Source organism: Sanguibacter suarezii NBRC 16159 (assembly GCF_001552735.1).
Taxonomy (GTDB): Bacteria; Actinomycetota; Actinomycetes; order Actinomycetales; family Cellulomonadaceae; genus Sanguibacter; species Sanguibacter suarezii.
In genome coordinates this window covers 170078-195440 of sequence record NZ_BCRT01000013.1, presented here as the reverse complement: position 1 = coordinate 195440, position 25363 = coordinate 170078, and the positions used below count along the sequence as shown (strand labels likewise).

Below are 25363 nucleotides of genomic sequence, written 5' to 3'. Positions count from 1 at the left end.
CCCACCCACCCACCTGCCACCCGCCCGCCCAATCCGCTGAGTGCACGAAAAGGCGCGTGTCGCACCGGCGTGTCGCGTACAAGATCGTGCACTCAGCGGGCGGCGGCGGTGGCGGAGGGTGGGGCGGGGGAGAGGGCGGGTCAGGAGCCTTTGTCGCGGCGGCGGAGGTACTGCTCGAACTCTCGGGCGATGGCCTCGCCGCTCGCCTCGGGCAGCTCGACGGTGTCCTTGGCCTCCTCGAGCTGCTGGACGTACTCGGCGATCTCGGGGTCCTCACTGGTGAGCTGGTCCACCCCGTGCTGCCAGGCCAGAGCGTCCTCGGCGAGAGCGCCGAGCTCGATCGTCTCCCCGAGGAAGGACTCCAGCCGACTGAGGATGGCTGCGGTCGCCTTGGGTGAGGGCGGGTGCGCCACGTAGTGCGGGACGGCCGCCCACACCGACAGGGAGTGGAAGCCGGCCTTCTCGGCGGCGTCGTGCAGCACCCCGACGATCCCGGTGGGACCTTCGTAGGTGTTGGCCTCGACGTCGAGCAGGTGCTGGACCGCGGGGTCGTCGGAGGTGACGGTGACCGGGATGGGCCGGGTGTGGGGGACGTCGGCGAGCAGCGCTCCGACCGTGACGATCGTGCGCACCCCCAGGGTGCGGGCGATCGAGATGATCTCCGCGCAGTAGCTGCGCCAGCGCAGGGCCGGTTCGATGCCGTGCACGAGGACGACGCGTCGGGTGGTGGCCGGCGGGCCAGCCACGAAGACGCGGGTGGTGGGCCAGGTCAGCTCGCGCTGACCGTCGGGAAGGGTCGCGACGACGGGACGGTGCTCCTGGAAGTCCAGGTAGTCCTCGGGGTCCAGCTCGTCGATGAGGTCCGCGCCCCACACGGCGACCAGGTGCGCCAAGGCCGCGCTGGCCGCGCTCCCGGCGTCGTTCCAGCCCTCGAAGGCGGCGATGAGGATCGCGTCGTCCGCAGAGTCCGGGGTCCCGGGGTCTGGCTGGGGAAGGTCGTGAGTCATCCCACCAGCGTAGTCCCGCAGGCGTGGAGCTCACCTGGAGTGCTCAGTGTGACGCGATCGGCAGTGCCCGGCTCCAGCCCAGGCAGCGGCCCGCTCCGCCGCCCTCACGGGCGCCGACAGGGGGTGCGTCCCGCTGGCTCGATGGCCGTACTGGCTGGCCCTGCGGCTAGCCTCGACAGTGCAGGTGTGCGCCGGACGGTGCACGCAGGAATGAGCACGACGATCGACGGAGGACACGTTGCAGGTATCTAGATCAGACGTTCATGCAGGAGACACCCTGAGCGGCCGCACGCTGCCGGCAGCGGTCCTGTGGGACATGGACGGCACCCTGATCGACTCCGAGCCGTACTGGATGGGGGCTGAGAACGCACTGGTCGCCGAGCACGGCGGGAGCTGGTCCTATGAGCAGGGCCTGGCCCTGGTCGGCACGCCGCTGACGCGCTCCGCCGCGACCCTGCAGGCCGCCGGTGTCCAGCTCGAGATCCCCGAGATCGTCGACTTCCTCATCAACCGGGTCGCCGGTGCTGTCCGGCAGACCATCCCGTGGCAGCCCGGCGCCATCGACGTCCTCACCTGGCTGCGTGACCAGGGCGTGCCGTGCGCGCTGGTGACCATGTCCTACACGCCGGTGGCCAGCGCCTTCATCGAGCAGGCGCCAGCCGGCGTGTTCTCAGCGGTGGTGACCGGTGACGAGGTCACCCACGGCAAGCCGCACCCCGAGGCCTACCTCACGGCCGCCGAGCGGCTAGGGGTCTCGATCACGGACTGCCTCGCGGTGGAGGACTCCCCGTCCGGGGTGGGCTCGGCCCTGGCCTGCGGAGCGGTGCCCGTGGGCATCGAGGTCATCGTGCCGGTGGTCTCCGACCCACGCCTGAACCGCATCACCAGCCTGTCTTCGATGACGCCGCAGTTCTTCCACGACGTGATGACCGGGACCGTCATCGACCACATCGGCGAGCGCTGAGACGCGCACAGCGGCGGCTGCCCGCACTAGGGCGCTGGGCGCCGCCGCAGAAGCCGACCGCCCCCTGCCCGCTTCCCGCGGACAGGGGGCGCGGCTGCAGTGCTCGATCCTGCGCCCTGGACCTCAGGCCACAGGTCGCACGCCGATCGCGCGCTCCACGGCGTCGGGGTCCAGCTCCGGCGGTGTGCCGCCGAACTCCGGGCAGACGCTCTGGTGCGCGCACCATCCGCACAGCGGGGTCCGCCGGGGTGCCCAGGTCCCGCTCCTCGCCGCCGTCTCGATCCCAGACCAGATGCTGCGGATCCGCTGCTCCGTCGCCAGCAGCTCGCGCTCGGTGGGTTCGTTGCGCAGCACCTGTCCGTCGCCGAGGTAGACGAGCTGGAGCATCTTGGGGATCTCCCCACGCTCACGCCAGAGCACCAGCCCGTAGAAGCGCATCTGGAAGACCGCCGAGCTCTCGTAGCCGGGACGGGGGGACTTCCCAGACTTGTAGTCCACCACCCGCACAGCGCCGTCAGGGGCCACGTCGATGCGGTCGATGATCCCGCGCAGCAGCGGTCCGCCGTCGAGCTGCGACTCCACGAAGAGCTCGCGTGAGGCCGGCTCGAGACGGTTGGGGTCTTCGAGCGTGAAGTACGTGGACAGCAGCGTGCCGGCGGTGCCCAGCCAGGTCTGCCTCTCCTGCTCGCTCGTGAACAGCTCGGCGTACTCGGGCCGGGCCTGCAGCAGCGTGTCCCACTCGCCCGGCAGCAGGTCGTGGGCACGGGCGACCGTGCGCTCCCCGAGCGGGGCGTCGTAGAGGCGTTCCAGGACAGAGTGCACGAGGGTGCCGCGCACGGCAGCCGAGCTGGGCGGCTCCGGCAGCTTGTCCACCACCCGGAAACGGAACAGCAGGGGGCACTGGGTGAAGTCGTTCGCACGGGAGGGGGACAGTCCCGGCCGCTTGACGGGCGTCGGGAGCGCCACAGGGACCGGCGCATCGACCGGCGCGACGACCGCAGCACCGACCGGCGCAGAGTCAGATGCCACAGCGGGACCAGGTGCGGGGGGAGTGGCGGGGACGGTGGAGGGCATGGGGACGAGCCTAGGGCGTCCCACTGACACGGCAGACCCGTAGGGTTGCCTCTGTGGACAGACGTCGTGGGTGGGTCATCGGTCGGATCGCCGGAGCGCCGGTCGTGCTCCAGCCCTCAGCCCTCATCATGGTCGTGGTCCTGACCATCCTCTTCGTCCCCACGGTCCGGTCGATGAGCCCGGAGCTGGGACCGCAGGCCGTCGCCGGATCCCTCGTCCTCGTCGTCATGCTCATGGTGTCGGTGTTCTTGCACGAGGTCGCCCACGCCTTCGCGGCGCGCTCGCGGGGGATGACCGTGCACGAGCTCGCCCTGACGTTCTGGGGCGGTCACACCGCCTACTCCGACCTGCGCACCACCCCCGGCACTGCCGCCTTCATCGCCGTGGTGGGACCAGCCACGAACCTCGTGCTGGCCGTGCTCGCCTGGGTGGGCTACCTGCTCCAGCCGGACGCCTCCAACCTGGCGCTGCTCTTCTACGTCACAGCCTTCGCGAACGCGGCGGTGGCCGTGTTCAACCTGCTGCCGGGCCTCCCGCTGGACGGCGGACAGATCACCGAGTCGGCCGTCTGGGCAGCGACCGGCTCCCGGCTGAGCGGGACGCGCGTGGCGGCCTGGACGGGGCGTCTGCTCGCCGTGGCCCTGGCGGCTGCCGCGATCGTGGTGCCGACGCTGCGGGGTCAGCAGGTCCAGCTGCTCATCGTCGTGTGGGCCGGGCTCATCGGGTCCTTCATGTGGACCGCGGCCAGCGGCGCTCTCGCCCAGAGCAGGGCGCGCGCCCGGATCGACGCCCTCGACCCGCGCCGGCTCGCTGTGCCGGCCGTGGCAGTCCCCGTCGAGGCGCCCGTCTCCCAGGTGCGCGAGGTGGCTCGCGGCGCCCAGCTGGGCGGGATCCAGGCGCAGGTGGTCCTCGTCGACCATGGTCAGGCCGTCGGCTTCGTCGACGACGCGGCCCTCGCCGCGGTGCCCGACGCCGTCGCCGCCGCGACGCCCGCATGGCAGGTGATGGTCGCCCTCGCCCCCGGCGCGGTCGTCGACGGCTCCCTGCGCGGCCCCGCCTTCCACGCGGCCGCGATCGAGGCCTCCCGACGCTCCCCGGTGTTCGTCGTCGTCGACTCCGGGCGGGTGGTGGGGCTGCTGCGCGCTGCGGACGTGGCGCGAGCGGTGCATCTAGACTGACCCGTTGTGACCCACGAACCGAACACGACGTCCGACCGCCCCACCTCCACCGGAGCCGACCTGCGTCGAGGTCCTTTCCGCGTCGGCGACCGGGTCCAGCTGACCGACCCGCGCGGACGGCTGCACACGATCACCCTCGCCGCGGGCGCGAGCTTCCACACCCACCGCGGGTACTTCGAGCACGACCAGATCATCGGCCTGCCCGAGGGGTCGGTCATCCGCACCACCTCCGGCATCGAGTACCTGGCCCTGCGACCGCTGCTCAGCGACTACACGCTGTCCATGCCGCGCGGCGCCGCCGTGGTCTACCCCAAGGACGCCGGCCAGATCGTCGCCATGGCGGACATCTTCCCCGGCGCGCGCGTCATCGAGGCCGGCGTCGGCTCCGGTGCGCTGACCATGTCGCTGCTGCGCGCCGTCGGCGACGGCGGTTCGCTGCACTCCATCGAGCGGCGCGAGGACTTCGCCGACATCGCCCGCGGCAACGTCGAGCTCTTCTTCGGCGGCCCCCACCCTGCCTGGGAGCTGTCCATCGGCGACCTGTCCGACGTCCTGCCCGAGGTGGCCGAGCCGGGCACCGTCGACCGCGTCGTGCTCGACATGCTCGCCCCGTGGGAGAACCTCGAGGCTGTCGCCCAGGCGCTCGCCCCCGGCGGCGTGCTCATCTGCTACGTCGCCACCACCACCCAGCTCTCCCGCCTCGCGGAGGACCTGCGCGACGACGGCCGCTACACCGAGCCTGAGGCGTGGGAGACCATGGTCCGCGGCTGGCACCTCGAGGGCCTGGCAGTGCGGCCTCAGCACAGGATGGTCGGGCACACCGGCTTCCTCATCACCACGCGCCGGATGGCCGACGGGATCGACGCGCCGGTGCGCCGCCGTCGTCCGGCCAAGGGCTCCTACCCGGTGACCGAGGAGGAGTGGAGCGCCGAGGACCTCGGCGAGCGGGCCGTCTCGGACAAGAAGGTCCGTCGGGTGCGCCGCGACGTGGGCCAGGCGGTCGAGAACATCGCTGCCACGGAACCGTCACTGGACGCACACGTGGACGACGGAGCGCGCTCCGACGATCTGTGACAGTGTCGTACCTCGGACAGCGGAAGAGGTGCACCCATGAGTGACATGTCATCGCCATCGTCAGCGGCTTCCGGGACCGCTCAGGAGCAGGCCCGTCGCCTCGCCGTGCTCTCGGCGCAGAACGAGCGTCTCGCCCAGGTGCTGGGTGAGGCGCGGTCCAAGATCGTCGAGCTCACCAAGCAGATCGAGGAGTTCGCCAAGCCGCCGGGCACCTACGCCGTGTTCTTGGCCGACCACGGCGACGGCACCTGCGACATCGTCTCGGCGGGCCGCAAGATGCACGTCGGAGCAAGTCCGACCCTCGACCTGTCCGGCCTGCGCCAGGGCCAGGAGGTCAAGCTCAACGAGGCTCTCGTGGTGGTCGCCGCGGGCGGCTTCGAGGAGATCGGCGAGCTCGTCACCGTCAAAGAGGTGCTCGACGACGGCCGGGTCCTCGTGGTGGGACGGTCCGACGACGAGCGCGTCGTGCGCCTGGCGGGCTCCCTCGAGCACGAGCCGGTGCGCGCCGGCGACGCCCTGACCATCGACACCCGGTCCGGCTTCGTCTTCGAGCGCATCCCCAAGGCCGAGGTCGAGGACCTGGTCCTCGAAGAGGTCCCGGACATCGACTACTCCGACATCGGTGGTCTCGGCCCGCAGATCGAGCAGATCCGCGACGCCGTCGAGCTGCCGTTCAACCACCCGGACCTGTTCCGCGAGCACGGGCTGCGCCCGCCCAAGGGGATCCTGCTCTACGGGCCGCCCGGGTGCGGCAAGACGCTCATCGCCAAGGCGGTCGCCAACTCCCTCGCCGCCGCAGTCGCCCGCCGCGCCGCGGAGAGGCACGTGGCCGACGGCGGCGACCCCGCGCTGCTGGAGACCGCTGCGCAGGCCAAGAGCTACTTCCTCAACGTCAAGGGCCCCGAGCTGCTCAACAAGTACGTGGGGGAGACCGAGCGTCACATCCGGCTGATCTTCGCCCGGGCGCGGGAGAAGGCCTCGCAGGGCAACCCGGTCGTGGTGTTCTTCGACGAGATGGAGTCGCTCTTCCGCACCCGCGGGACGGGCCTGTCCTCCGACGTCGAGACGACCATCGTGCCCCAGCTGCTCTCCGAGATCGACGGCGTGGAGCGCCTGGACAACGTCATCGTCATCGGCGCCTCCAACCGGGAGGACATGATCGACCCGGCCATCCTGCGCCCCGGGCGCCTGGACGTGAAGATCAAAATCGAGCGGCCCGACGCCGAGGGCGCGCGGGAGATCTTCGGCAAGTACCTCACCACCAACCTTCCCATCCACGCCGACGACCTCGCGGAGCACAGCGGCGACGTCCCTGCCGTCCTCGAGGCGATGATCCAGCGCGTCGTGGAGCGGATGTATGCCGACACCGAGGAGAACCAGTTCCTCGAGGTCACCTACGCCTCGGGGGACAAGGAGGTCCTGTACTTCAAGGACTTCAACTCCGGCGCGATGATCCAGAACATCGTCGACCGCGCGAAGAAGTCCGCGATCAAGGACTTCTTGGCCACCGGCCAGCGGGGGATCCGGGTGGACCACCTCATCACCGCCTGCGTGGACGAGTTCAAGGAGAACGAGGACCTGCCCAACACGACCAACCCCGACGACTGGGCGCGGATCTCGGGCAAGAAGGGCGAGCGCATCGTCTTCATCCGCACGATCGTCCAGGACAAGGACGGCAAGGGGATGGGCTCGGCGGCTCGCACCATCGACACGGTCACCAACACCGGCCAGTACCTCTGACGACTGGTGCCGGAGGTCACCGCGGCGGCTGCGACGACCGCGATGGCCGAGCGTCACCCATCTCGGCCCCGCCCCGCGTCCCGTGGGTGCGGTGCCGAGATGGGTAGGGTTGGGGGGTGACTGTGCGACGCGTGATGGGTATCGAGACCGAGTACGGCGTGCTGGCACCGGGAAACCCGCTGGCGAACCCGATGCTCATGTCCAGCCAGGTGGTGACGGCCTACCGAGCGATCAGCTCCACGGCCCGCAGCCGGGCCCGGTGGGACTACGACGACGAGGACCCCCTGCTCGACGCCCGGGGGTTCCACGTCCAGCGCGCCTCCGCCCACCCCTCCATGCTCACCGACGACCCGAGCCGCCCTGCTCCGTCCGGCCCGGTCGCGGAGCGCGCGTCGGGCACGGCCGAGGAGCTGCAGACGATCGTGCGTCCGACTTCCGAGACCTACGACGACCCCAGCGCCGCCAACGCCATCCTCACCAACGGCGCCCGGCTCTACGTCGACCACGCCCACCCGGAGTACTCCTCGCCCGAGGTGACCAACCCCCTCGACGGCGTGCGGTGGGACACCGCCGGTGAACGCGTCATGCTGGCCGCCTCCCGTGAGGTGGCCGCGACGATGGGCCTGGACATCCAGCTCTACAAGAACAACGTCGACGGCAAGGGCGCCAGCTACGGCACCCACGAGAACTTCCTCGTCGACCGGCAGGTCCCCTTCTCCACGATCATCGAGCTGCTCACATCCTTCCTCGTCACGCGCACCGTGTTCACCGGGTCAGGACGGGTCGGGCTCGGCCAGACCGGGTCGGAGGCCGGCTTCCAGATGTCCCAGCGGGCTGACTACATGGAGGCTGAGGTAGGCCTGGAGACGACGCTGCGACGTCCGATCATCAACACCCGCGACGAGCCGCACGCCGACCGGCTGCGCTGGCGGCGCCTGCACCTCATCATCGGTGACGCGAACCTCTTCGAGACCGCGACGTACCTCAAGCTCGGGACGACCTCGGCCGTGCTGTGGGTGCTCGAGCACCTCGACGAGGTGCCCGGGGCACGTGCTGACCTCGTCGGCCTGCGGCTCAAGGACCCGGTCACCGACGTCGCCCGGGTGAGCCGGGACCTGTCGCTGTCCGCTGTGCTCGAGATGGCCGACGGCCGGCGCATGACGGCGCTGGACGTCCAGCACGGCTACCTCGACGTGGTGCGGCGGGTCCTGGACGTGACCGGGTGGGACGAGGAGACCCGTGCGGTGACCGACCGCTGGGCCAGCGTCCTGTCCCGGCTGGGCACCGACCGAGCCTCGTGCGCCAAGGACGTGGAGTGGGTCGCCAAGCTCCGGCTGCTGGAGGGGCTACGCAGCCGCGACGGCCTCGCGTGGGACCACCCGCGGCTGCGGGCGATGGACCTGCAGTGGAGCGACGTGCGACCCGAACGCAGCATCTATCACCGCCTGGTGGCTGCGGGAGCGGTCGAGCGGCTGGTGACCGACGCCGAGGTGACCCTCGCGGTGGCTCACCCCCCGACCGACACCCGGGCCTACTTCCGGGGCGAGGCGATGGACCGCTTCCCCGGGGAGATCTCTGCGGCGAGCTGGGACTCGGTCGTCTTCGACATCCCGGGGGCACCGTCCCTGCAACGGGTGCCGATGATGGACCCGTGGCGCGGAACGCAGGAGCACGTCGGTGCGCTGTTCGCCGCGCACCGCGACGCCGGGGAGTTCCTCGCCGCGCTCATGGGCCCGGTTCAGCGCAGCTCGGAGTAGTGCAGCAGCACCTTGCGCGCGGTGGCGATCTGCCGCTCATAGGTGAGTCCCAGCGCCAGCAGCGTGCCGCCCACGACTGCCAGGACCATCCAGCCGAGCATGCCGGACATCGCCGCCAGGGCAGGTGGCCCGACCAGCGCCACGACCTGGACCAGCAGGGCGACGATCCCGCACGCCACCGGTGCCTGCCAGCGCAGCCGCACACCGAGCACCAGCCACACAGCGGCGGTGACCATCGCTGCCGCGACACGCCCACCGCTGGGTTCGCGGAGCATCTCGACGGTGAGCGGGAGGAGCGTCGCGACCGCGCCCAGCATGACGGTGGTCCAGGTGGACCTCGTCGGATCGACCTGCGCGGCGCGCACGGTGACGACCGCGACGAACACGCCCGCGAGGATGAGCAGCCCGGCCAACGCGCTCCCGCCTTCACCTGCAGCGGCGCCGGCCGCAGATGACGCCGCGGTCCTGCTCCACGCCTGCGCAGCGCCCGCGCCGATCAGCGCCGTGACGTACGCGCCGATCAGAGCTGGCACCGCCCGCAGGAGGAACACCCGGGAGGTGCGGACTCGGGGGAGCCCGGGAGGGGTGCCCAGCAGGGCGGCCGCTCCCCAGACGATCACCGCGGCGGCGCAGACCCGGGTGCTCGCAGAACCGAACCACCCTCCGGCCACCAGCACGAGGACGGGAAGGGCGGCCAGCGCGGTGCACACCGTCACCGCCCAGACCCGCGGGTCGCTGACCAGCGTCGAGGTGGGCGATCCAGGCGGGACGGGCTGCTGGAACCTCATCTGGGTGAGCAGCGCTGCCAGCACGGCGGTCGCGGCGACCGCCGCCGCGGTCCACACGGTCGTCATGAGGGCGGTTGTCGAGTCGGAGCCGGCGGCCTGGCCCCAGGTGCTCGAGCCTGAGGCGACCCGTGTGGCCAGAGCCACGCCATACCCGCCGAGGCCGACGACCGCGCCCGCCAGCCCCAGCACCGTCATCCCGGTGACGAGGAGCCGCAGGCGCGTGGCGACCGCGGTCCGGGTGAGCAACCAGGCGGTCGCCCCGAGCCAGACGACGCCCACGGCCACGACGAGCGCCCGCCCGCCGTTGCCGGCTCCCGGGGTGAGCAGGACCGAGGGGACGATGAGCACCGTCAGGCCGCCAAGAATGAGCCGCGCCGCATGCAGGCCCGGGTCGGAACCGGCGTCCGGTCCAGGGCCAGGTCCAGGGCCGGGCCCAGAGTCAGCACGAGAGTCGGAACCCGGGTCCGCGACAAGGCTCGACTCGGAGGACCGGCGGCTGCGCTGGGACGCCACGAGCTGCCACACACCGGTGGCCAGCATGACCGTCGCGCCGGGAGCAGTGTAGATCTCCACCGGGAGCCCGGAGCCGTTGAGCGACACCCAGGAGGCGGCCACGCCCAGGCACAGCGCCAACCAGCCCAGCTGCGGGCGTCGGGCAGCCATGGCGTAGGCCAGGGTGCCGATGGCGTCGATCGCCAGCGCGATGGTGACCCGGCTCGGGTCTCCCTGCGCCACGACGACGACGGCCAGCGTGGTCGTGGCGGCAAGGGCCACGCCGCTGCACTCGAAGCCCAGGCGCGCAGGCCCGGACGTCGCAGCTCCCGCCCACGTGACGAGGACAGCCAGGAGCCCGAGGATGGCAAGCAGCCAGTCGATCCGGGCGACATCCAGCTCCGCGGCCATGCCGACGGTCCGCAGGCTCAGCAGCGTGAGCGCCACGATGAGCGGGAGCAGCGCTCCGGCGGTCGCGCGCAGCCGGAGGTGCGCACCCACGGCGCGGGCGAAGCTCAGCTGCCACACGAGGACGGCCGTCGTGACCAGGAGCGCCGTGGCGAGCAGCGCGACGGCGAGCGACTGGGTCAGCTCGAGGCCGGTGGCGGTGCTGGTCCCAGGGTCGGTCAGTGCGCGGAGGGCGGTGAGGAAGAAGCCCGGCGCGCAGAGCAGAGCCGCTGCCCAGAGCGCCGCAAGGCGGTCGGCGCTCACGGGGCGGTCGAGCGGAGAGCCCTGACCCGTCCTCGCCCGGTCGCGGACGCCGAGCAGCACGAGCGCAAGGACGAGCGGGAACGGCGCGGCATACCACCCGACGGCGTCCAGCGGGATGACGAGACGGGCGACGATGCCCACTCCCACCGAAGAGATGATCAGCGAGGCGCCGGTGAGCGCGGCCCGGTTGGCCACGCGGTGGGCGTCGCTCGCGGGCAGCCACTCACGCGCGACCCACAGCACCAGGCCGGCGACGAGGAAGGTCGCCGCGACCAGCGACTGTCCGGTGGTGCGCGAGACCGAGCTGTCTGCACCTGCGGCGAGAGCGAAGGACAGGATGGCCGCTCCCGTGACGGCGACGGCAGAGCCGAGGCCGACGCAGACCTGCATGACAGAGGTGATCCGGTCACTGAAGGCGCGGACGGGGACCATCGCCGCCGACGTGCTGGCGATCCAGCCGATGAGCGAGGCGCGGGCTACAGCGGCCGAGAGTGCCACCACCAGCAGCGTGGCGGTTGCCCAGCCGGCCCCGGGCATGACCAGCGCCAACCCGAGCAGCAGCAGCGTCGCGGCGATGACCGATGCGCCCAGCGGGTGGTCGACCAGCACGCTGGGACGACGCGGCACGGTCACGCTCTGAGGACGGGACGGGTGCTGGCCCGGTAGGGGGACGGGACCTGCTGGCACCGCGACCTGGGGCCGCATGATGAGCGGCTGGGCGCCTAGCAGGTGAAGCAGCGGCCGGGCCGCGACGATCACCCCGAGCCCGACCAGCGTGGGCAGGACCGCCTCCTGGTTCCCCGCCTCTCTCAGGACCGCGGGCTCGCTCACGACGTCCAGCGCGAGCACCGCGACGACGAAGACCGGGAACGCGCCAACCAGCAGCACGCCCGTCCATGCGGCACGTGCGGCGGGCGCTCCGACCCGGGGCAGCGCTCGCAGAACCCCGACAGTCGCGCCGCAGCCGACGGCGGCGCCCAGCGGCAGCGTCCACACAGCCGCGCTCGTCGCCGTTGGCGTCAGTGCTACCGCACCGACGGTCGAGGCCGCCACGAGGGCGTACCCGGTTGCTGCCGACCAGCGACGGGCACCCGGTCCGGCGGCCGCTGCCCACAACCCGCACACCACAGCCAGGGCGAGCAGCGGGGCCACGGACTGTGTGGCACCGACGTCGAGGAGGGCGACGAGCACCGCGATGGACGAGGCACCGACGTAGTACGGCGCGAGCGAAGCCAGCACCACCCGGGCTCGCACCATGACGGAGACGCCTGCCACGACGACCTGCGGACCGAACACCTGCGGGGCGTACAGGCACAGGACGGCGCAGAGCGCGAGCAGCGCAGCCGAGCCAGGGGCCGAGGAGATCGTCAGGGCGAGGACCGCAGGTGCGGCTGTGAGGCACACCAGCCCTGTCAGGGACACCGTGACGAGGGCGAGCGCCCGCCCTAGCGGGATGAGCACGACGGCGCTCACGACGAGCGCGACGGTCCAGGCCGTCCCGAGCTCGGCGTACGTCTCTTGTGTACCCACAGCGGCGGTCCACAGCACCCAGGCGTCCAGGACGACCAGGAACGACCCGAGGCCGGCGACCACCTCAGCAGCGGTCTTGAGCCCGGTCCGGGCGGCCCAGTGCGCTCCGGCGAACACGGCCGCGGTGATCGCGACGAGGATCAGCCCGCGGACAGCCATGCTCAGGTGCCCCCACGCGAAGACCGTGAAGACCAGCCCGGCTCCGCAGAGCAGGACGGCGCCGAGCACCTGGAGGATCGTCTGCAGCCCCCAGCCCGGTCGAGCGGGGACAGGTCCGTGTCCGAGAGGAGCGCCCAGCGGCACCCCGGGTGGGCGGACGGGAGCAGGCCGACCCGGCACCGCCTGCCCCGGGACCGGTCGAGGCGGAGCAGCCTGGGCAGTCGCCGACTCGAGGCGCATCTGGGCGATGAGCTGTGCCCGCCTGTCCAGCACCCTCGCTGCCTCGTTGGACAGGTCCCACAGCTGGCGACCCCGTGGCCCGGAGGGGTCGAACCGGCACACGGTGCACCGGCGCCCGGCGAGCGGGGCCGCGCATGCTGGGCAGCGTGTGGGGTCGGTGAGAGGGCTCGTGCTGAGCCACCGGGCCGATGCGACACCGTCCGGTGCGATTGGGGTCATGTGGGCATGATGCCCCGGATGGGTCGGCATGGACAACACCGCTCGACGTGGGTGTGGACAAACCTCTGCCGCGATGGGTGTGATGAGGTTAGATGGGAGTTCGTCGAGCCGCAGCGACGAGCTGCGGTGCGGACGCAAGGAGGATGACATGGCCAGCCAGGAACATCAGCAGCACGCGTCGCAGGACCGTGAGCCCGACGAGGTCGAGCCGACCCCCGCGCCGACCGCCGCCGCGCAGGAGCGCGACACCGAGGTGGACGCTCTCCTGGACGAGATCGACGACGTCCTTGAGGTCAACGCCGAGTCCTTCGTCCGCGGGTTCGTCCAAAAGGGCGGTCAGTGATCTGCGATGGCAGATCCCACCGGTAAGTTCCCCCGAGCCTTCCTGACGCCGGGGACAGCCTCCTTCACCGACTTCCTCGCCGCGCACGACCCGACCCTGCTCCCGGGGTCGAGGCCGTTGCCGGCCGGGACCGTGCCGGTGACTCCGCACGCCACGACGATCGTGGCGGCGACCTTCGACGGCGGCGTCGTCATGGCCGGTGACCGGCGGGCGACGATGGGATCGATGATCGCCAACCGCGAGATCGAGAAGGTCTTCGCGGCCGACGACTTCTCCGCCGTCGGGATCGCGGGCACCGCGGGGCTGGCGATCGAGCTGGTCCGGCTGTTCCAGCTGGAGCTCGAGCACTACGAGAAGATCGAGGGCACGCTGCTGTCCCTGGACGGCAAGGCGAACCGGCTCTCGACCATGATCCGCGGCAACCTCGGCCTGGCCATGCAGGGCCTCGCCGTCATCCCGCTGTTCGCCGGGTACGACCTCGACGACGGCGGCGGCCGGATCTTCTCTTACGACGTCACCGGCGGCCGGTACGAGGAGTACGAGCACCACAGCGTCGGCTCCGGGTCGGTCTTCGCCCGCGGCGCGCTCAAGAAGCTCTGGCGACCGGGCATGGACGCCCCTGCCGCCGTCCGCGTGGCCGTGGAGTCCCTGGTGGACGCGGCCGACGACGACTCCGCGACCGGTGGTCCGGACACGGTGCGCAAGATCTGGCCGGTGGTGGCCACCGTCACCGCCGGCGGCTTCCGCCGCGTGCCCGACGCCGAGCTCGAGGCCGTCGTGGACGCGATCGCCGCAGAGCGGATCCGAGAAGTGCGCGACGCCCGCGCGGCCCACGGGAAGCAGCACGGAGGTGACCTGCGATGAGCATGCCGTTCTACGTCTCGCCCGAACAGCTCATGAAGGACCGCGCGGACTACGCCCGCAAGGGCATCGCCCGCGGCCGGTCCGTGGTCGTCGCCGCCTATGACGACGGCATCGCCTTCGCCACCGAGAACCCGTCCCGGGCCCTGCACAAGATCTCGGAGATCTACGACCGGATCGCCTTCGCAGCCGTCGGCAAGTACAACGAGTTCGAGAACCTCCGCGTGGCTGGCGTGCGCTACGCAGACCTGCGGGGCTACTCCTACGACCGCTCCGACGTCAACGCCCGCGGGCTGGCCAACGCCTACGCCCAGACGCTGGGCACGGTGTTCACCACCGAGTCCAAGCCGCTCGAGGTCGAGCTGGTCGTCGCGCAGGTCGGGCTCACCCACGAGCTGGACCAGATCTACCGGCTGTCCTACGACGGCTCGGTCGCTGACGAGCACGGCTACGTCGTCATGGGCGGCCAGGCCGAGCACCTCGGCGAGGTCATGGAGCAGGGATGGCGCGTCGGGATGACGCTCGCGGAGGTGCTCACCCTGGTGCGCACCGTCCTGGCCACCCCGATCGGTGCGAAGTCTGCCGAGGCCGAACCTCGCCAGATCCCGGCGGCCCACCTGGAGGTCGCCGTCCTGGACCGCACCCGCCCGCGGCGTGCGTTCCGGCGTCTCGCCGGTCCGCTGCTCGACGAGCTCCTGACACCAGCACCCTGACAGGGCGGTCGCGGTGATCCCTGAGATCCCCGCGACCGGTCTGATCGACCTGATCGACACCCACGTGAGGACGTCATGAGCACTCGACGAATCTTTGGTCTGGAGACCGAGTACGGCGTGACCTGCGCCGCCCCCGACGGCCAGGGACTGTCCGCCGACGAGGTGGCCCGGTACCTCTTCCGCAAGGTCGTGGCGTGGGGGAGGTCCTCCAACGTCTTCCTGCGCAACGGCTCGCGGCTGTACCTGGACGTCGGCTCGCACCCGGAGTACGCCACCGCCGAGTGCGACGACGTCCGCCAGCTGATCGCCTACGACCGCGGCGGGGAGCGGATCCTCGAGGGCCTGGTCACCGACGCCCAGCAGCGTCTGGAGCTGGAGGGCATCCCGGGTCGGATCCATCTGTTCAAGAACAACACCGACTCCGCGGGCAACTCCTACGGCTGCCACGAGAACTACCTGGTGCGCCGCCAGGGCGACTTCGCCCGCCTCGCCGACATCCTCGTGCCGTTCCTCATCACCCGCCAGATCCTCACCGGGGCAGGCAAGATCATGGCCACGCCCAAGGGCGCGACCTTCTGCCTCTCCCAGCGGGCCGACCACATCTGGGAGTCGGTCTCGAGCGCCACCACGCGGTCCCGGCCGATCATCAACACCCGCGACGAGCCCCATGCCGACGCCGAGAAGTACCGGCGCCTGCACGTCATCGTCGGTGACTCCTCGATGGCCGAGCCCACGACCATGCTCAAGGTCGGCGCGACGGACATGGTGCTGCGCGTCATCGAGGCCGGCATCCCCATGCGGGACATGGCACTGGAGAACCCCATGCGGGCGATCCGGGAGATCAGCCACGACATGACCGGCAAGGCACCCATCATGCTGGCCACCGGACGCACCGTCACCGCCATCGACCTCCAGCAGGAGTACCTCACCCGGGTGCGGTCCTTCGTCGAGGAGAGCGGTGAGATCACCCCGATGGACAAGCAGGTCTTCGACCTGTGGGAGCGCGGCCTGGCGGCGCTGGAGTCGGGGGACCTCTCCAGCGTCGAGCGCGAGCTGGACTGGGTCATCAAGCACCAGCTCATCCGCCGTTACCAGGAGAAGCACTCTCTGGACCTCGGCGACCCGCGCATCGCCAGGCTCGACCTGGCCTACCACGACATCTCGCGGACCGAGGGGCTGTACAACCTGCTCGCCGCACGCGGGCTCGTGGACAAGGTGGCCAGCGACATCGAGGTCTTCGAGTCCACGGCCGTCCCGCCGCAGACCACCCGGGCCAAGCTTCGAGGAGATTTTGTGCGCAAGGCCCAGGAGGCCAAGCGCGACTACACGGTCGACTGGGTGCACCTCAAGCTCAACGATCAGGCACAGCGGACGGTGCTGTGCAAGGACCCCTTCCAGAGCGTCGACGAGCGGGTGGACCGGCTGATCGAGAGCATGTGAGGGTCTGTCTCTACGAGACCTTCATGGCGGTCTCGTAGGATCAGCCCCTATGCGCCCACGGAACCTGAGAACTCTCGCAGCATCGGCGTGCCTGGTGGTCGGCTCGCTCAGCCTCGCCACGGCGTGCGGGCCGTCTGCCGACGACGCTCCCGCCTCCCAGCCCGCAGCGCCCACGGTGACCATCACCGGCACGAGCGCGCAGACGCCAGAGCTGACGTATCCCACCCCCCTGACGCTGGAGGCCCCGATCACCGAGGTGGCCTGGGAGGGCGACGGCGACGAGGTCGTCGAGGGCGGCCCGGTGCTGCTGCGGATCTACACCGAGAACGGCACGGACGCCTCGGTGCTGCGCGACGACTTCCTCTCCGTCCCGAAGCCGTACCTGCTCACGGCCGAGTCGATCGGCTCCGACCTCGTCTCGGTCCTCTCCGGGCACCGGGTGGGCGTCCGGATCCTGCACGCCGTCGAGACGGACGGCGTGCCGACCGTCATGAGCATCGACATCCTGCCCACCCGCGCAGTCGGCGACCCCACCGAGCCCGAGGAGGGCATGCCGACTGTCACGCACGACGCCACGGGCGCCCCGACGGTCACCATCCCGGCGGAGCAGCCCGCGCCGACCGAGCCCGTGGTGCGTCAGGTCATCCGTGGCACCGGCGCCCAGGTGCCCAGCGGGAGCAAGGTCGTCATCCAGCTCGTCGCGGTGAAGTGGTCCACCGGTGAGGTCTTCGACACCACCTGGGGGGAGGGGCGACTGCCCAAGACCGTCACGGTCGGGGCGGACCAGCTCGTCGAGGGCTTCGACCAAGGCCTGGTCGACCTGCCCGTCGGCAGCCAGGTGATGCTCGTCGTCCCACCCGGCCTGGGCTTCGGCCCGACGGGCAACGAGCTCTCCACCGAGACCATCGTCTACCTGGTCGACATCCTCGCCGCTGCTCCGCCGGCATGAGGTAGCGTGCCCTAGTCGTCCGCAGCCTGAGGAAGCAGGGAACATGTCTGTGTCTGTCCGCGTCATCCCGTGTCTCGACGTCGACGCCGGTCGCGTGGTCAAGGGCGTGAACTTTGCGAACCTGCGTGACGCGGGGGACCCCGTCGAGCTGGCGCGCAAGTATGACGCCGAGGGCGCCGACGAACTGACGTTCCTCGATGTCTCCGCCTCCTCAGGCAACCGCGAGACGACCTACGACGTCGTGCGCCGCACCGCCGAGGCCGTCTTCATCCCGCTGACCGTGGGCGGCGGCGTGCGCAGCGCGGACGACGTCGACCGGCTGCTGCGCGCCGGGGCGGACAAGGTCGGTGTCAACACCGCGGCCATCGCCCGCCCGGAGCTGCTCTCCGAGATCGCCGACCGCTTCGGCAGCCAGGTGCTTGTCCTGTCGGTCGACGCCCGCCGGGTGACCGGGGACGTGCGGACCGAGTCCGGCTACGAGGTCACCACGCACGGTGGTCGCCAGGGAACAGGCATCGACGCCGTTGAATGGGCCGTGCGGGCCGCTGAGCTCGGCGCGGGGGAGATCCTGCTCAACTCGATGGACGCGGACGGCACCTACGACGGCTTCGACCTGGAGATGTTCGGCGCCGTGCGCAGCCGGGTGAGCGTGCCGCTCATCGCGAGCGGCGGCGCGTCCAGCGCAGCGGACTTCTCCGCCGCCGCACGGGCGGGCGCGGACGCCGTGCTCGCCGCGAGCGTCTTCCACTTCGGACGGCTGACCGTGCGCGAGGTCAAGGACGCGATGGCAGCCGACGGGATCACGGTCCGGGAAACTTCTCACTGAAGATCTCGACGTCACGCGGCGTCCCGTCGACCCGCACGCTCGACGCCGCACCCCGGCCGAAGCCGTGCATGATGATCTCTCCCACCGGACCGCTGACCACGACGGTGCCGTGACCGCGGCGCGGTCGGCGGGCGACAGCCCGAGGACCGTCGGTCACCACGAGGATCACCCCGGTGGGGACGGCGAGGTACATGAGCCGTGCGAAAAGCCGGAACTGCGACCACAGCTGGGCCTCGTGCTCCGCGCTGCGGACCTCGCCGGCCGCCACCTGCAGGCCCCCGGGCTGGGCGCGCACGACGTCCTCGGTGTGGACGAACAGCTCGAGCAGGTTCATCGTCTCGGCCACCCGGCTCGTCGCCGACGGCCACCGTGGGCCCTGCGCCACCTCGACGACGAGGTCGTCGAAGCTCGACCTGTCCTCGGAGTGCGCCGCGAGCTCTGAGGTCGTGCGGTCCGACCGGCGCCACGGGGCCCTGTCGCGCAGCACGACGTGGGCGGCGAGGTGCTGGGTCTGCCAGCCCTCGCAGAGGGTCGGACGCCCGGGGCCGAGGTCGCTCAGGACGTGGGCGAGGCGAGCGCGTTCGTCGATGTTCCAGGTAGCAGCCATGCTCCATCGTGGCACGTGAGCGGCGTCGATGACTGTGAGAAGATCAACCTTCCCCTCGGTAAGGACGGCTCTGCTCGTGACCACCCATGCCCTCACCGGCAGCCGCACGCGGCGATCACTCGCCCTCATGGGCGCCGGGATCCGCGCCGAGTGGCGTATCTACATCCTGGCGATCGGCGCGTCGGCGCTCTTCGGCGGCCTGACGGTCGCTGTCAGCCAGGTCCTCGGCGCGGTCACCGACTCCATCGTCGTGCCAGCGGTGAACCTGGAGACTCCGGTCGGGCGTGCGTGGATCGGCGGGGCGGCGCTGGCCGCCGTCGGGCTGGGGCTGGCGCTGAGCGTCGCGGCCCGGCGGATCTTCGCCGGGATCGGCGTGGCGAACCTGCAGGCCAACCACCGGCGCGCGGTGACCGCGCGCTACCTCGAGCTGCCGATGTCCTGGCACCGGGCCCACCCCACAGGCCAGCTGCTCTCCAACGTCAGCTCTGACGTGGAGGCCGCGACCGGGGTGTTCAACCCGCTGCCCTTCGCCCTCGGGGTCTGCGTCATGATCGGCATCGCCGCGGTCGCGCTGTTCAACCTCGACGTGTGGCTGGCCGTCGCGGCCCTGAGCGTCCTGCCCATCGCCGTGCTGGTCAACCTCGTCTTCCAGAAGTACATGTCCCCGGCCATCACCCTCGCCCAGCAGCTGCGCGCCGAGGTGGCCGACGTCGCCCACGAGAGCTTCGAGGCGGCTCTGCTGGTCAAGGCGCTGGGCACCGAGGAGCGGGAGGAGGCCCGGTTCGCCGAGCGCACCGCTGCGCTGCGCGCGGCCAACGTCCGGGTCGGCACCGTCCGCGCCTTCTTCGACCCGATCATCGAGTTCCTGCCTCCGCTGGGGACGCTGCTCGTCCTCGTGGTGGGCACCTTCCGGGTCCAGGCCGGCGCGGTCGAGACCGGCGAGGTGGTCTCAGCCGCCTACCTGCTGACCATGATGGCCGTGCCGGTGCGGGCCTTCGGCTGGGTGCTCGGTGAGCTGCCCCGCGGCGTGGTCGGCTACGAGCGCATCAGCCAGGTCCTCGACGCCCGCGGCGCCCTGACCCTGGGCACCCGTCCCCTCCCGTCCGAGCACGAGGCGGCGGGGCTGGCCGTGCGGCTGGAGGGAGTGGGGGTCCGCGTGCCCACCGCGACGGGTGACGTGCACCTGCTCTCCGGCATCGACCTCGACATCGCGGCCGGCGAGACCGTCGCGGTCGTCGGCTCCACCGGGGCGGGCAAGACGACGCTCGTGTCCCTGCTCAGCAGGCTCTCCGACCCGAGCGAGGGCCGCGTGCTGCTCGACGGCGCGGACGTCCGCGACGTCCTCGCCCGCGACCTCACCGGCACTGTCGCCTTTGCCTCCCAGACGACCTTCATCTTCGAGGACACGATCCGCGGCAACATCACCCTGGCCGACGACGACGACCCCACGCGTCCCAGCGACGCCGAGGTGTGGGCCGCCCTCGAGCTGGCCCGGGTGGCCGATGTCGTGCGGGCGCTCCCGCTGGGGCTGGACGCCCCGCTCGGAGAGAGCGGCGCGAACCTGTCCGGAGGCCAGCGCCAACGCGTCGCCCTCGCGCGCGCCCTGGTCCGCCGCCCGCGGCTGCTCGTCCTGGACGACGCCACGAGCGCCGTGGACCCGGAGGTCGAGCAGGGCATCCTGGCCGGTCTGCGTGCGGGGACGGGGACCACGGTGGTCATGGTCGCCTACCGGATGTCCAGCGTGAGCCTCGCCGACCGGGTGGTGCACGTGGAGTCCGGCAGGGTCGTGGACACCGGCCCGGCCCACGAGCTCCTCGACCGCGACGCAGGATTCCGCGACCTGGCGCTGGCCTACCAGCGTGAGGCCGCACGACGGGAAGGGGACGCGTGAGCCGCGACCGCGCCACGAAGGCTGCCACCACACCAGACGCCACCACACCAGACGCAGCCCCCTCCGGGGGACGCCGGCACGGCGCGATCGCCTCGGCGAGCGAGCTCGGCGTCTTCGCCACGCTGCGCCGCGGCATCCAGGTCTCGCCCGAGATCCTCGACGGCGTGGTCATCACGCTGCTGCTCGCGGTCGTGGCCGCAGGCGGGCGGGTCGTGGTGCCTATCGCCGTCCAGCAGACGGTGGACACCGGCATCCTTGCTCCCGGCGGGGTCGACACCACCCGCGTGGTCTGGCTGGTCAGCGCCGCCGCGGTCGTGCTCGTCGTCGCGGGGCTGTGCTCGGCCCTGGTCAACGTCCGGCTGTTCCGCAGCACCGAGGCGGGCCTGGCCTCCCTGCGGGTCAAGGCCTTCCGGCACGTGCACGACCTCTCGGTGCTCTCCCAGAGCACGGAGCGGCGTGGCTCCCTCGTCTCGCGGGTGACCAGCGACGTCGACACCATCTCGATGTTCGTCCAGTGGGGCGGCATCATGCTGCTCGTCTCGATCCTGCAGATCGCCGCCGCGACGGTCCTCATGGCCATCTACTCCTGGCAGCTGGCCATCGTCGTGTGGGTCTGCTTCGTGCCGCTGTTCTTCGTGCTGCGGCCCGCCCAGAAGAAGGTCAATGCTGCGTACACCGCCGTGCGCGCCAAGGTCGGGGCGATGCTCGGGGCGGTCTCGGAGGCCGTCGTGGGAGCGGAGACGATCCGCGCCTACGGGGTGGGCAAGCGCACCCAGCGACGCATCGACGCCGCGATCGACACCCACCGCGGGTCGGCGATCCGGGCGCAGAGCCTGGTCTCGGTGGTCTTCTCCTCCGGGGTGCTCGTCGCCAACCTCGTGCTCAGCGCGGTCGTGGTGGCCGGCACCTACCTGGGGGTCGGTGGCACGCTGACCATCGGGCAGCTGCTCGCCTTCCTCTTCCTCGTCCAGCTCTTCACCGGTCCGGTGCAGATGGCCACCGAGATCCTCAACGAGCTGCAGAACGCGGTGGCCGGGTGGCGCCGGGTGCTCGCGGTGCTGGAGACCCCGGTCCTGGTCGCCGACCCGGGCACGGACGGCGTGGACAGCCCGCGCGGTCCGGCAGGCATCGAGTTCGACGGTGTGACTTTCGCCTACCCCGACGGTGAGCCCGTGCTGCACGGCATCGACCTCGTGCTGCCCGCCCGGACGCGGGTCGCGGTGGTGGGGGCCACCGGCTCGGGCAAGACGACGCTCGCCAAGCTCGCCACCCGCCTCATGGACCCTGCTGCCGGTCGGGTGCTGCTCGACGGCACCGACCTGCGGGACATCCGCGCGGCCAGCCTGCGCTCCAGGGTGGTCATGGTCCCCCAGGAGGGCTTCCTCTTCGACGGCACCCTCGCGGACAACATCGCCTACGGCTACCGGCCCGACGACGCGGCGGGCACCACGCCTGAGCGCGCGCCGCAGGCGCTGCTCGACCAGGCCGTCGAGGACCTCGGCCTGTCCGACTGGGTGGGCGACCTCCCGGCCGGCCTGGACACCCCGATCGGCCAGCGCGGGGAATCCCTGTCCGCCGGGGAGCGTCAGCTCGTGGCCATCGCCCGCGCCTACCTCGCCGGGGCAGACCTGCTCGTGCTCGACGAGGCGACCAGCGCGGTGGACCCGGCCACGGAGGTGCGGGTGGCCCGGGCGCTGGACTCCTTGACCCACGGGCGCTCGACCATCACCATCGCGCACCGGCTGTCCACGGCCGAGGCGGCTGACCTCGTCGTCGTCGTGCACGAGGGGCGCATCGCCGAGGTGGGCCCGCACCGCGAGCTGGTGGCGGGGGACGGGCACTACGCGCGGATGCACGCTGCCTGGGTGTCCCAGGTCCACTGACGGCGGGCCCCGACGGGATGGGCAGGGTGTGCTCGGCGGGGCGCGGTCGTGGGAGGATGCACCGGTGTCGACGCTTCCTCCCACCCCCGTCCCCGTCAGCTCCCTCGACCCCGAGATCGCCGCGCGCCTCAAGCGCGACGGCGCCGGTCTGGTCGCCGCGATCGTGCAGCAGCACGACACGCGCGAGGTCCTCATGCTCGGCTGGATGGACGACGAGGCCCTGGCCCGCACCCTGACGTCAGGACGCGTGACGTTCTACTCCCGCTCCCGCCAGGAGTACTGGCGCAAGGGCGACACCTCCGGTCACGTGCAGTGGGTCAAGTCCGTCTCGATCGACTGCGACGGCGACGCGCTCCTGGTCGAGGTCGACCAGGTGGGTGCTGCCTGCCACACCGGGGAGCGGACCTGCTTCATCACCGGGGGAGACCTCGGTGCCGTCGTCGGCGGCGTCACCTCAGAGCCGGTCGACCCGCCCTCGGCCACACCCGACCCCACCCCAGAGGAGTCCTCATCGTGAACGCAGCGCCCACGTCTCGTCCGCACGCCGTCGGGACGCTCGCCTGGGGGCAGACGTGGCCGCAGGTGCAGGAGTTCTGCGAGCTGGCCGCAGACCGCCGGGTGGTGCCCGTGGTACGCCGCCTGCTGGCCGACGACGTCACGCCCGTGAGCCTGTACCGCACCCTCGCCGGGAGCCGACCGGGCACCTTCCTCATGGAGTCCGCCGAGATCGACGGCGGCTGGTCGCGGTACTCCTTCATCGGCGTGAACTCCCGAGCCACGCTGACCGTCGACGGCGACGAGGCGGTGTGGCGCGGCGACGTGCCCGCCGGCGTGCCGACGTCGGGCAGCCCGCTCGAGGTGCTCGACGCGACGCTGCGGGTGCTGCACACCGACGCCATCGACGGCCTGCCGCCGCTCACCGGGGGACTGGTCGGCGCGCTCGGCTGGGACCTCGTGCGCCGCTGGGAGCCCACCCTGCCCGCGACGGCCCCCGACGAGCTCGGCGTGCCGGAGATGACGCTGTGCCTGGCCAGCGACCTCGCCGTGGTGGACCACATCGACGGGTCTGTGTGGCTCATCGCCAACGCGATCAACTTCGACGCGACCGACGAGCGGGTCGAGTGGGCCCACGCCGACGCCGTCGCGCGGCTGGACGCCATGGAGGCCAAGCTCGTCGCCGGCGGAGCCTGGGGCGGCGACGTGCTGCGCGTGCTCGACGACGGCGCACCTGAGCCCGAGCTCGAGTTCCGCACCGCACGCGCGGACTTCGAGGCGGCCGTGGAGACCGGCAAGGCCGCGATCCGCGACGGCGAGGTGTTCCAGGTGGTGGTCTCCCAGCGCCTCGACCTCGACTGCCCGGCCGACCCGCTCGACGTCTACCGGGTGCTGCGCACCATCAACCCCAGCCCGTACATGTACTACTTCCAGCTCGTGGACGCGGCAGGGCGCGACTTCGCCGTTGTCGGCTCCAGCCCGGAGACGCTGGCCAAGGTGACCGACCGTCGCGTGGTGACCTTCCCCATCGCCGGGTCCCGCCCGCGCGGGGCCACGCCGGAGGAGGACCAGCGCCTGGGCGTGGAGCTGCTCGCCGACCCGAAGGAACGCTCCGAGCACATCATGCTCATCGATCTCTCCCGCAACGACCTGGCCAAGGTCTGCGCACCGACGAGCGTCGAGGTGGTGGAGTTCATGGCGATCAAGCGGTTCAGCCACATCATGCACATCTGCTCCACCGTCGTGGGCAGGCTGCGCCCGGAGGTCACGGCCCTGGACGTGCTCACCGCGACCTTCCCCGCCGGCACGCTGTCCGGTGCGCCCAAGGCCCGAGCGATCGCGCTCATCGACGAGGTGGAGCCCGCCTCGCGCGGGATCTACGGTGGGACCGTGGGGTACTTCGGCTTCGACGGGACGATGGACATGGCGATAGCGATCCGCACCGCTCTCATCCGCGGCCAGCGGGCCAGCGTCCAGGCCGGAGGCGGGATCGTCGCTGACTCCGTCCCGGCCCTGGAGTACGAGGAGTCGCGGAACAAGGCGGCCGCCGCAGTGCGGTCCGTGCAGATCGCGAGCCGGCTGCGAGCACGGCCGTGAGCGGGGCAGCGCGTGGGGGACGGCGCCAGATCGTCCTGCCGCTCGTCGTCCTCGGCGGGGCGGCCGTGGCGACCGCGGCACCGACCTGGCTGACCACCATCGCATCGACGGTCCTCGATGAGCAGGTGACCGTGACGGTCACCGGCACGACCGCCGCACCCGGCGTCAGCGCCGCCGCGCTCGTCGTGGTGGCCGCCGCGCTCGCCCTCGGGCTGGTGGGGCGGGTCGCCCGCTGGATCGCGCTGGCCGTGGTGGCCCTGGGCGGGGTGGTGATCGCCGGGTCCGCGCTGAACATCATCCGCGAGCCCGAGGCCGCCGCCCGCACCGGGGTGGCCGAGGCCACCGGGGTGATCGGCGTCGTCGGCGACGTGTCGGTGTCCGTGGCGCCCTACCTCACCCTGCTGTGCGGGGTGGCGATCATGGCCGTCGTGGTGCGGTCGATCGTGGCGCCGATCAACTGGGGGAGCCGGACCACCAAGTACGACACCCCGGCCACCGGTGCCGGTGCCGGAGCCGGAGCCGGAGCTGGCGAGACGGGCGGTGCTGGCGCCGGCCCGCGGACGACCGGCGCTCAGTCCGCACCGCGCCCGGCCGGTGACAGCGCCGACGGGCACACGCCCGCGGTCGCGGGCACCGCGCCCGACGACGAGCCGGCCCTCGACGAGCGCGACGCGTGGGACGCCCTCACCCAGGGCGAGGACCCGAGCTGACCGCTGCTCCCGCGACCGGCGTCCACGATCGGTCCTGACTGCCCGCCCTCACCAGCGGTGACCCGCACACGCCAGCATTGGATAGGCTGGGACCACATTTCCATGAAAGGCATGAC

Annotated in this window: 20 protein-coding genes; 16 read left to right on the top strand and 4 right to left on the bottom strand. The window is 71.7% G+C overall.

Going from position 1 to position 25363, the window contains the following annotated elements; translation table 11 throughout:
* Positions 1-140: 140 nt before the first annotated feature.
* Complete coding sequence (locus tag SS2_RS08790) at positions 141-1007, bottom strand: PAC2 family protein (RefSeq protein WP_066463131.1); 867 nt, start codon at positions 1005-1007, stop codon at positions 141-143.
* Positions 1008-1245: 238 nt separating this feature from the next.
* Between SS2_RS08790 and SS2_RS08785 the strand changes: the two genes are divergently transcribed.
* Positions 1246-1971: an HAD family hydrolase gene (locus SS2_RS08785; RefSeq protein ID WP_281178678.1), complete on the top strand. Its 726-nt coding sequence runs from the start codon at positions 1246-1248 to the stop codon at positions 1969-1971.
* Positions 1972-2094: 123 nt separating this feature from the next.
* Here the strand turns inward: SS2_RS08785 and SS2_RS08780 are convergent, their stop codons facing one another.
* On the bottom strand, positions 2095-3000 hold the full coding sequence (locus SS2_RS08780) for a RecB family exonuclease (RefSeq protein ID WP_439646294.1): 906 nt from the start codon (positions 2998-3000) through the stop codon (positions 2095-2097).
* 98 nt (positions 3001-3098) lie between these two features.
* Between SS2_RS08780 and SS2_RS08775 the strand changes: the two genes are divergently transcribed.
* From SS2_RS08775 to dop, 4 genes are all read left to right on the top strand, one after another.
* On the top strand, positions 3099-4223 hold the full coding sequence (locus SS2_RS08775) for a site-2 protease family protein (protein WP_066463127.1): 1125 nt from the start codon (positions 3099-3101) through the stop codon (positions 4221-4223).
* Positions 4224-4229: 6 nt separating this feature from the next.
* A complete protein-coding gene (locus tag SS2_RS08770; protein WP_066463120.1) occupies positions 4230-5297 on the top strand; it encodes a tRNA (adenine-N1)-methyltransferase in 1068 nt (355 codons plus the stop codon).
* A gap of 45 nt (positions 5298-5342) precedes the next feature.
* Positions 5343-7037: a proteasome ATPase gene (gene arc / locus SS2_RS08765; RefSeq protein ID WP_066463119.1), complete on the top strand. Its 1695-nt coding sequence runs from the start codon at positions 5343-5345 to the stop codon at positions 7035-7037.
* 134 nt (positions 7038-7171) lie between these two features.
* Positions 7172-8794 carry a depupylase/deamidase Dop gene (dop, locus tag SS2_RS08760; protein ID WP_066463118.1) on the top strand — a complete coding sequence of 541 codons (1623 nt, stop codon included), beginning with the start codon at positions 7172-7174 and terminating at the stop codon, positions 8792-8794.
* Here dop and SS2_RS08755 read toward each other — a convergent pair.
* Positions 8776-12933, bottom strand: a complete 4158-nt coding sequence (locus SS2_RS08755) for a hypothetical protein (RefSeq protein WP_157607267.1) — start codon at positions 12931-12933, stop codon at positions 8776-8778. The two genes, dop and SS2_RS08755, sit on opposite strands and share 19 nt — an antisense overlap.
* Positions 12934-13081: 148 nt before the next feature.
* On the opposite strand from SS2_RS08755, the gene SS2_RS08750 reads away from it, so the two are divergent.
* From SS2_RS08750 to hisF, 6 genes are all read left to right on the top strand, one after another.
* Positions 13082-13276 carry a ubiquitin-like protein Pup gene (locus SS2_RS08750; RefSeq protein WP_066463116.1) on the top strand — a complete coding sequence of 65 codons (195 nt, stop codon included), beginning with the start codon at positions 13082-13084 and terminating at the stop codon, positions 13274-13276.
* A gap of 6 nt (positions 13277-13282) precedes the next feature.
* Positions 13283-14140: a proteasome subunit beta gene (gene prcB / locus SS2_RS08745; protein WP_066463114.1), complete on the top strand. Its 858-nt coding sequence runs from the start codon at positions 13283-13285 to the stop codon at positions 14138-14140.
* Positions 14137-14850 carry a proteasome subunit alpha gene (prcA, locus tag SS2_RS08740; protein ID WP_066463111.1) on the top strand — a complete coding sequence of 238 codons (714 nt, stop codon included), beginning with the start codon at positions 14137-14139 and terminating at the stop codon, positions 14848-14850. The genes prcB and prcA overlap by 4 nt, the downstream gene beginning before the upstream one ends.
* A gap of 75 nt (positions 14851-14925) precedes the next feature.
* Positions 14926-16290 (top strand): Pup--protein ligase, encoded by a 1365-nt coding sequence (gene pafA / locus SS2_RS08735; protein WP_066463109.1) that lies wholly within the window; start codon positions 14926-14928, stop codon positions 16288-16290.
* 49 nt (positions 16291-16339) lie between these two features.
* The gene (locus tag SS2_RS08730; protein ID WP_157607266.1) at positions 16340-17239 is read left to right on the top strand and encodes an FKBP-type peptidyl-prolyl cis-trans isomerase; all 900 of its coding nucleotides are present in this window, start codon (positions 16340-16342) and stop codon (positions 17237-17239) included.
* Positions 17240-17282: 43 nt separating this feature from the next.
* A complete protein-coding gene (gene hisF / locus SS2_RS08725) occupies positions 17283-18065 on the top strand; it encodes an imidazole glycerol phosphate synthase subunit HisF (protein ID WP_066463105.1) in 783 nt (260 codons plus the stop codon).
* Here hisF and SS2_RS08720 read toward each other — a convergent pair.
* Positions 18040-18672, bottom strand: coding sequence for a TIGR03085 family metal-binding protein (locus SS2_RS08720; protein WP_066463103.1), 633 nt, complete (start codon positions 18670-18672; stop codon positions 18040-18042). The two genes, hisF and SS2_RS08720, sit on opposite strands and share 26 nt — an antisense overlap.
* A gap of 127 nt (positions 18673-18799) precedes the next feature.
* On the opposite strand from SS2_RS08720, the gene SS2_RS08715 reads away from it, so the two are divergent.
* The 5 genes from SS2_RS08715 (at position 18800) to SS2_RS08695 (ending at position 25247) form a co-directional block, all read left to right on the top strand.
* Positions 18800-20563: an ABC transporter ATP-binding protein gene (locus tag SS2_RS08715; protein ID WP_066463280.1), complete on the top strand. Its 1764-nt coding sequence runs from the start codon at positions 18800-18802 to the stop codon at positions 20561-20563.
* An 86-nt stretch (positions 20564-20649) separates the two neighbouring features.
* Positions 20650-22446 carry an ABC transporter ATP-binding protein gene (locus tag SS2_RS08710; RefSeq protein ID WP_066463279.1) on the top strand — a complete coding sequence of 599 codons (1797 nt, stop codon included), beginning with the start codon at positions 20650-20652 and terminating at the stop codon, positions 22444-22446.
* 64 nt (positions 22447-22510) lie between these two features.
* Complete coding sequence (gene hisI, locus SS2_RS08705; RefSeq protein WP_066463101.1) at positions 22511-22963, top strand: phosphoribosyl-AMP cyclohydrolase; 453 nt, start codon at positions 22511-22513, stop codon at positions 22961-22963.
* Positions 22960-24537, top strand: coding sequence for an anthranilate synthase component I (locus tag SS2_RS08700; protein WP_066463100.1), 1578 nt, complete (start codon positions 22960-22962; stop codon positions 24535-24537). The genes hisI and SS2_RS08700 overlap by 4 nt, the downstream gene beginning before the upstream one ends.
* The gene (locus SS2_RS08695; protein ID WP_066463095.1) at positions 24534-25247 is read left to right on the top strand and encodes a Trp biosynthesis-associated membrane protein; all 714 of its coding nucleotides are present in this window, start codon (positions 24534-24536) and stop codon (positions 25245-25247) included. Before SS2_RS08700 ends, SS2_RS08695 begins: the two co-directional genes overlap by 4 nt.
* The last annotated feature ends 116 nt before the right edge of the window (positions 25248-25363 follow it).

Coding starts and splice junctions, on each gene's coding strand:
- SS2_RS08790 (WP_066463131.1), bottom strand. CDS start 1,007: ATGACTCACGACCTTCCCCAGCCAGACCCCGGGACCCCGGACTCTGCG.
- arc (WP_066463119.1), top strand. CDS start 5,343: ATGTCATCGCCATCGTCAGCGGCTTCCGGGACCGCTCAGGAGCAGGCC.
- dop (WP_066463118.1), top strand. CDS start 7,172: ATGGGTATCGAGACCGAGTACGGCGTGCTGGCACCGGGAAACCCGCTG.
- SS2_RS08755 (WP_157607267.1), bottom strand. CDS start 12,933: ATGACCCCAATCGCACCGGACGGTGTCGCATCGGCCCGGTGGCTCAGC.
- SS2_RS08750 (WP_066463116.1), top strand. CDS start 13,082: ATGGCCAGCCAGGAACATCAGCAGCACGCGTCGCAGGACCGTGAGCCC.
- prcB (WP_066463114.1), top strand. CDS start 13,283: ATGGCAGATCCCACCGGTAAGTTCCCCCGAGCCTTCCTGACGCCGGGG.
- prcA (WP_066463111.1), top strand. CDS start 14,137: ATGAGCATGCCGTTCTACGTCTCGCCCGAACAGCTCATGAAGGACCGC.
- pafA (WP_066463109.1), top strand. CDS start 14,926: ATGAGCACTCGACGAATCTTTGGTCTGGAGACCGAGTACGGCGTGACC.
- SS2_RS08730 (WP_157607266.1), top strand. CDS start 16,340: ATGCGCCCACGGAACCTGAGAACTCTCGCAGCATCGGCGTGCCTGGTG.
- hisF (WP_066463105.1), top strand. CDS start 17,283: ATGTCTGTGTCTGTCCGCGTCATCCCGTGTCTCGACGTCGACGCCGGT.
- SS2_RS08720 (WP_066463103.1), bottom strand. CDS start 18,672: ATGGCTGCTACCTGGAACATCGACGAACGCGCTCGCCTCGCCCACGTC.
- SS2_RS08715 (WP_066463280.1), top strand. CDS start 18,800: ATGGGCGCCGGGATCCGCGCCGAGTGGCGTATCTACATCCTGGCGATC.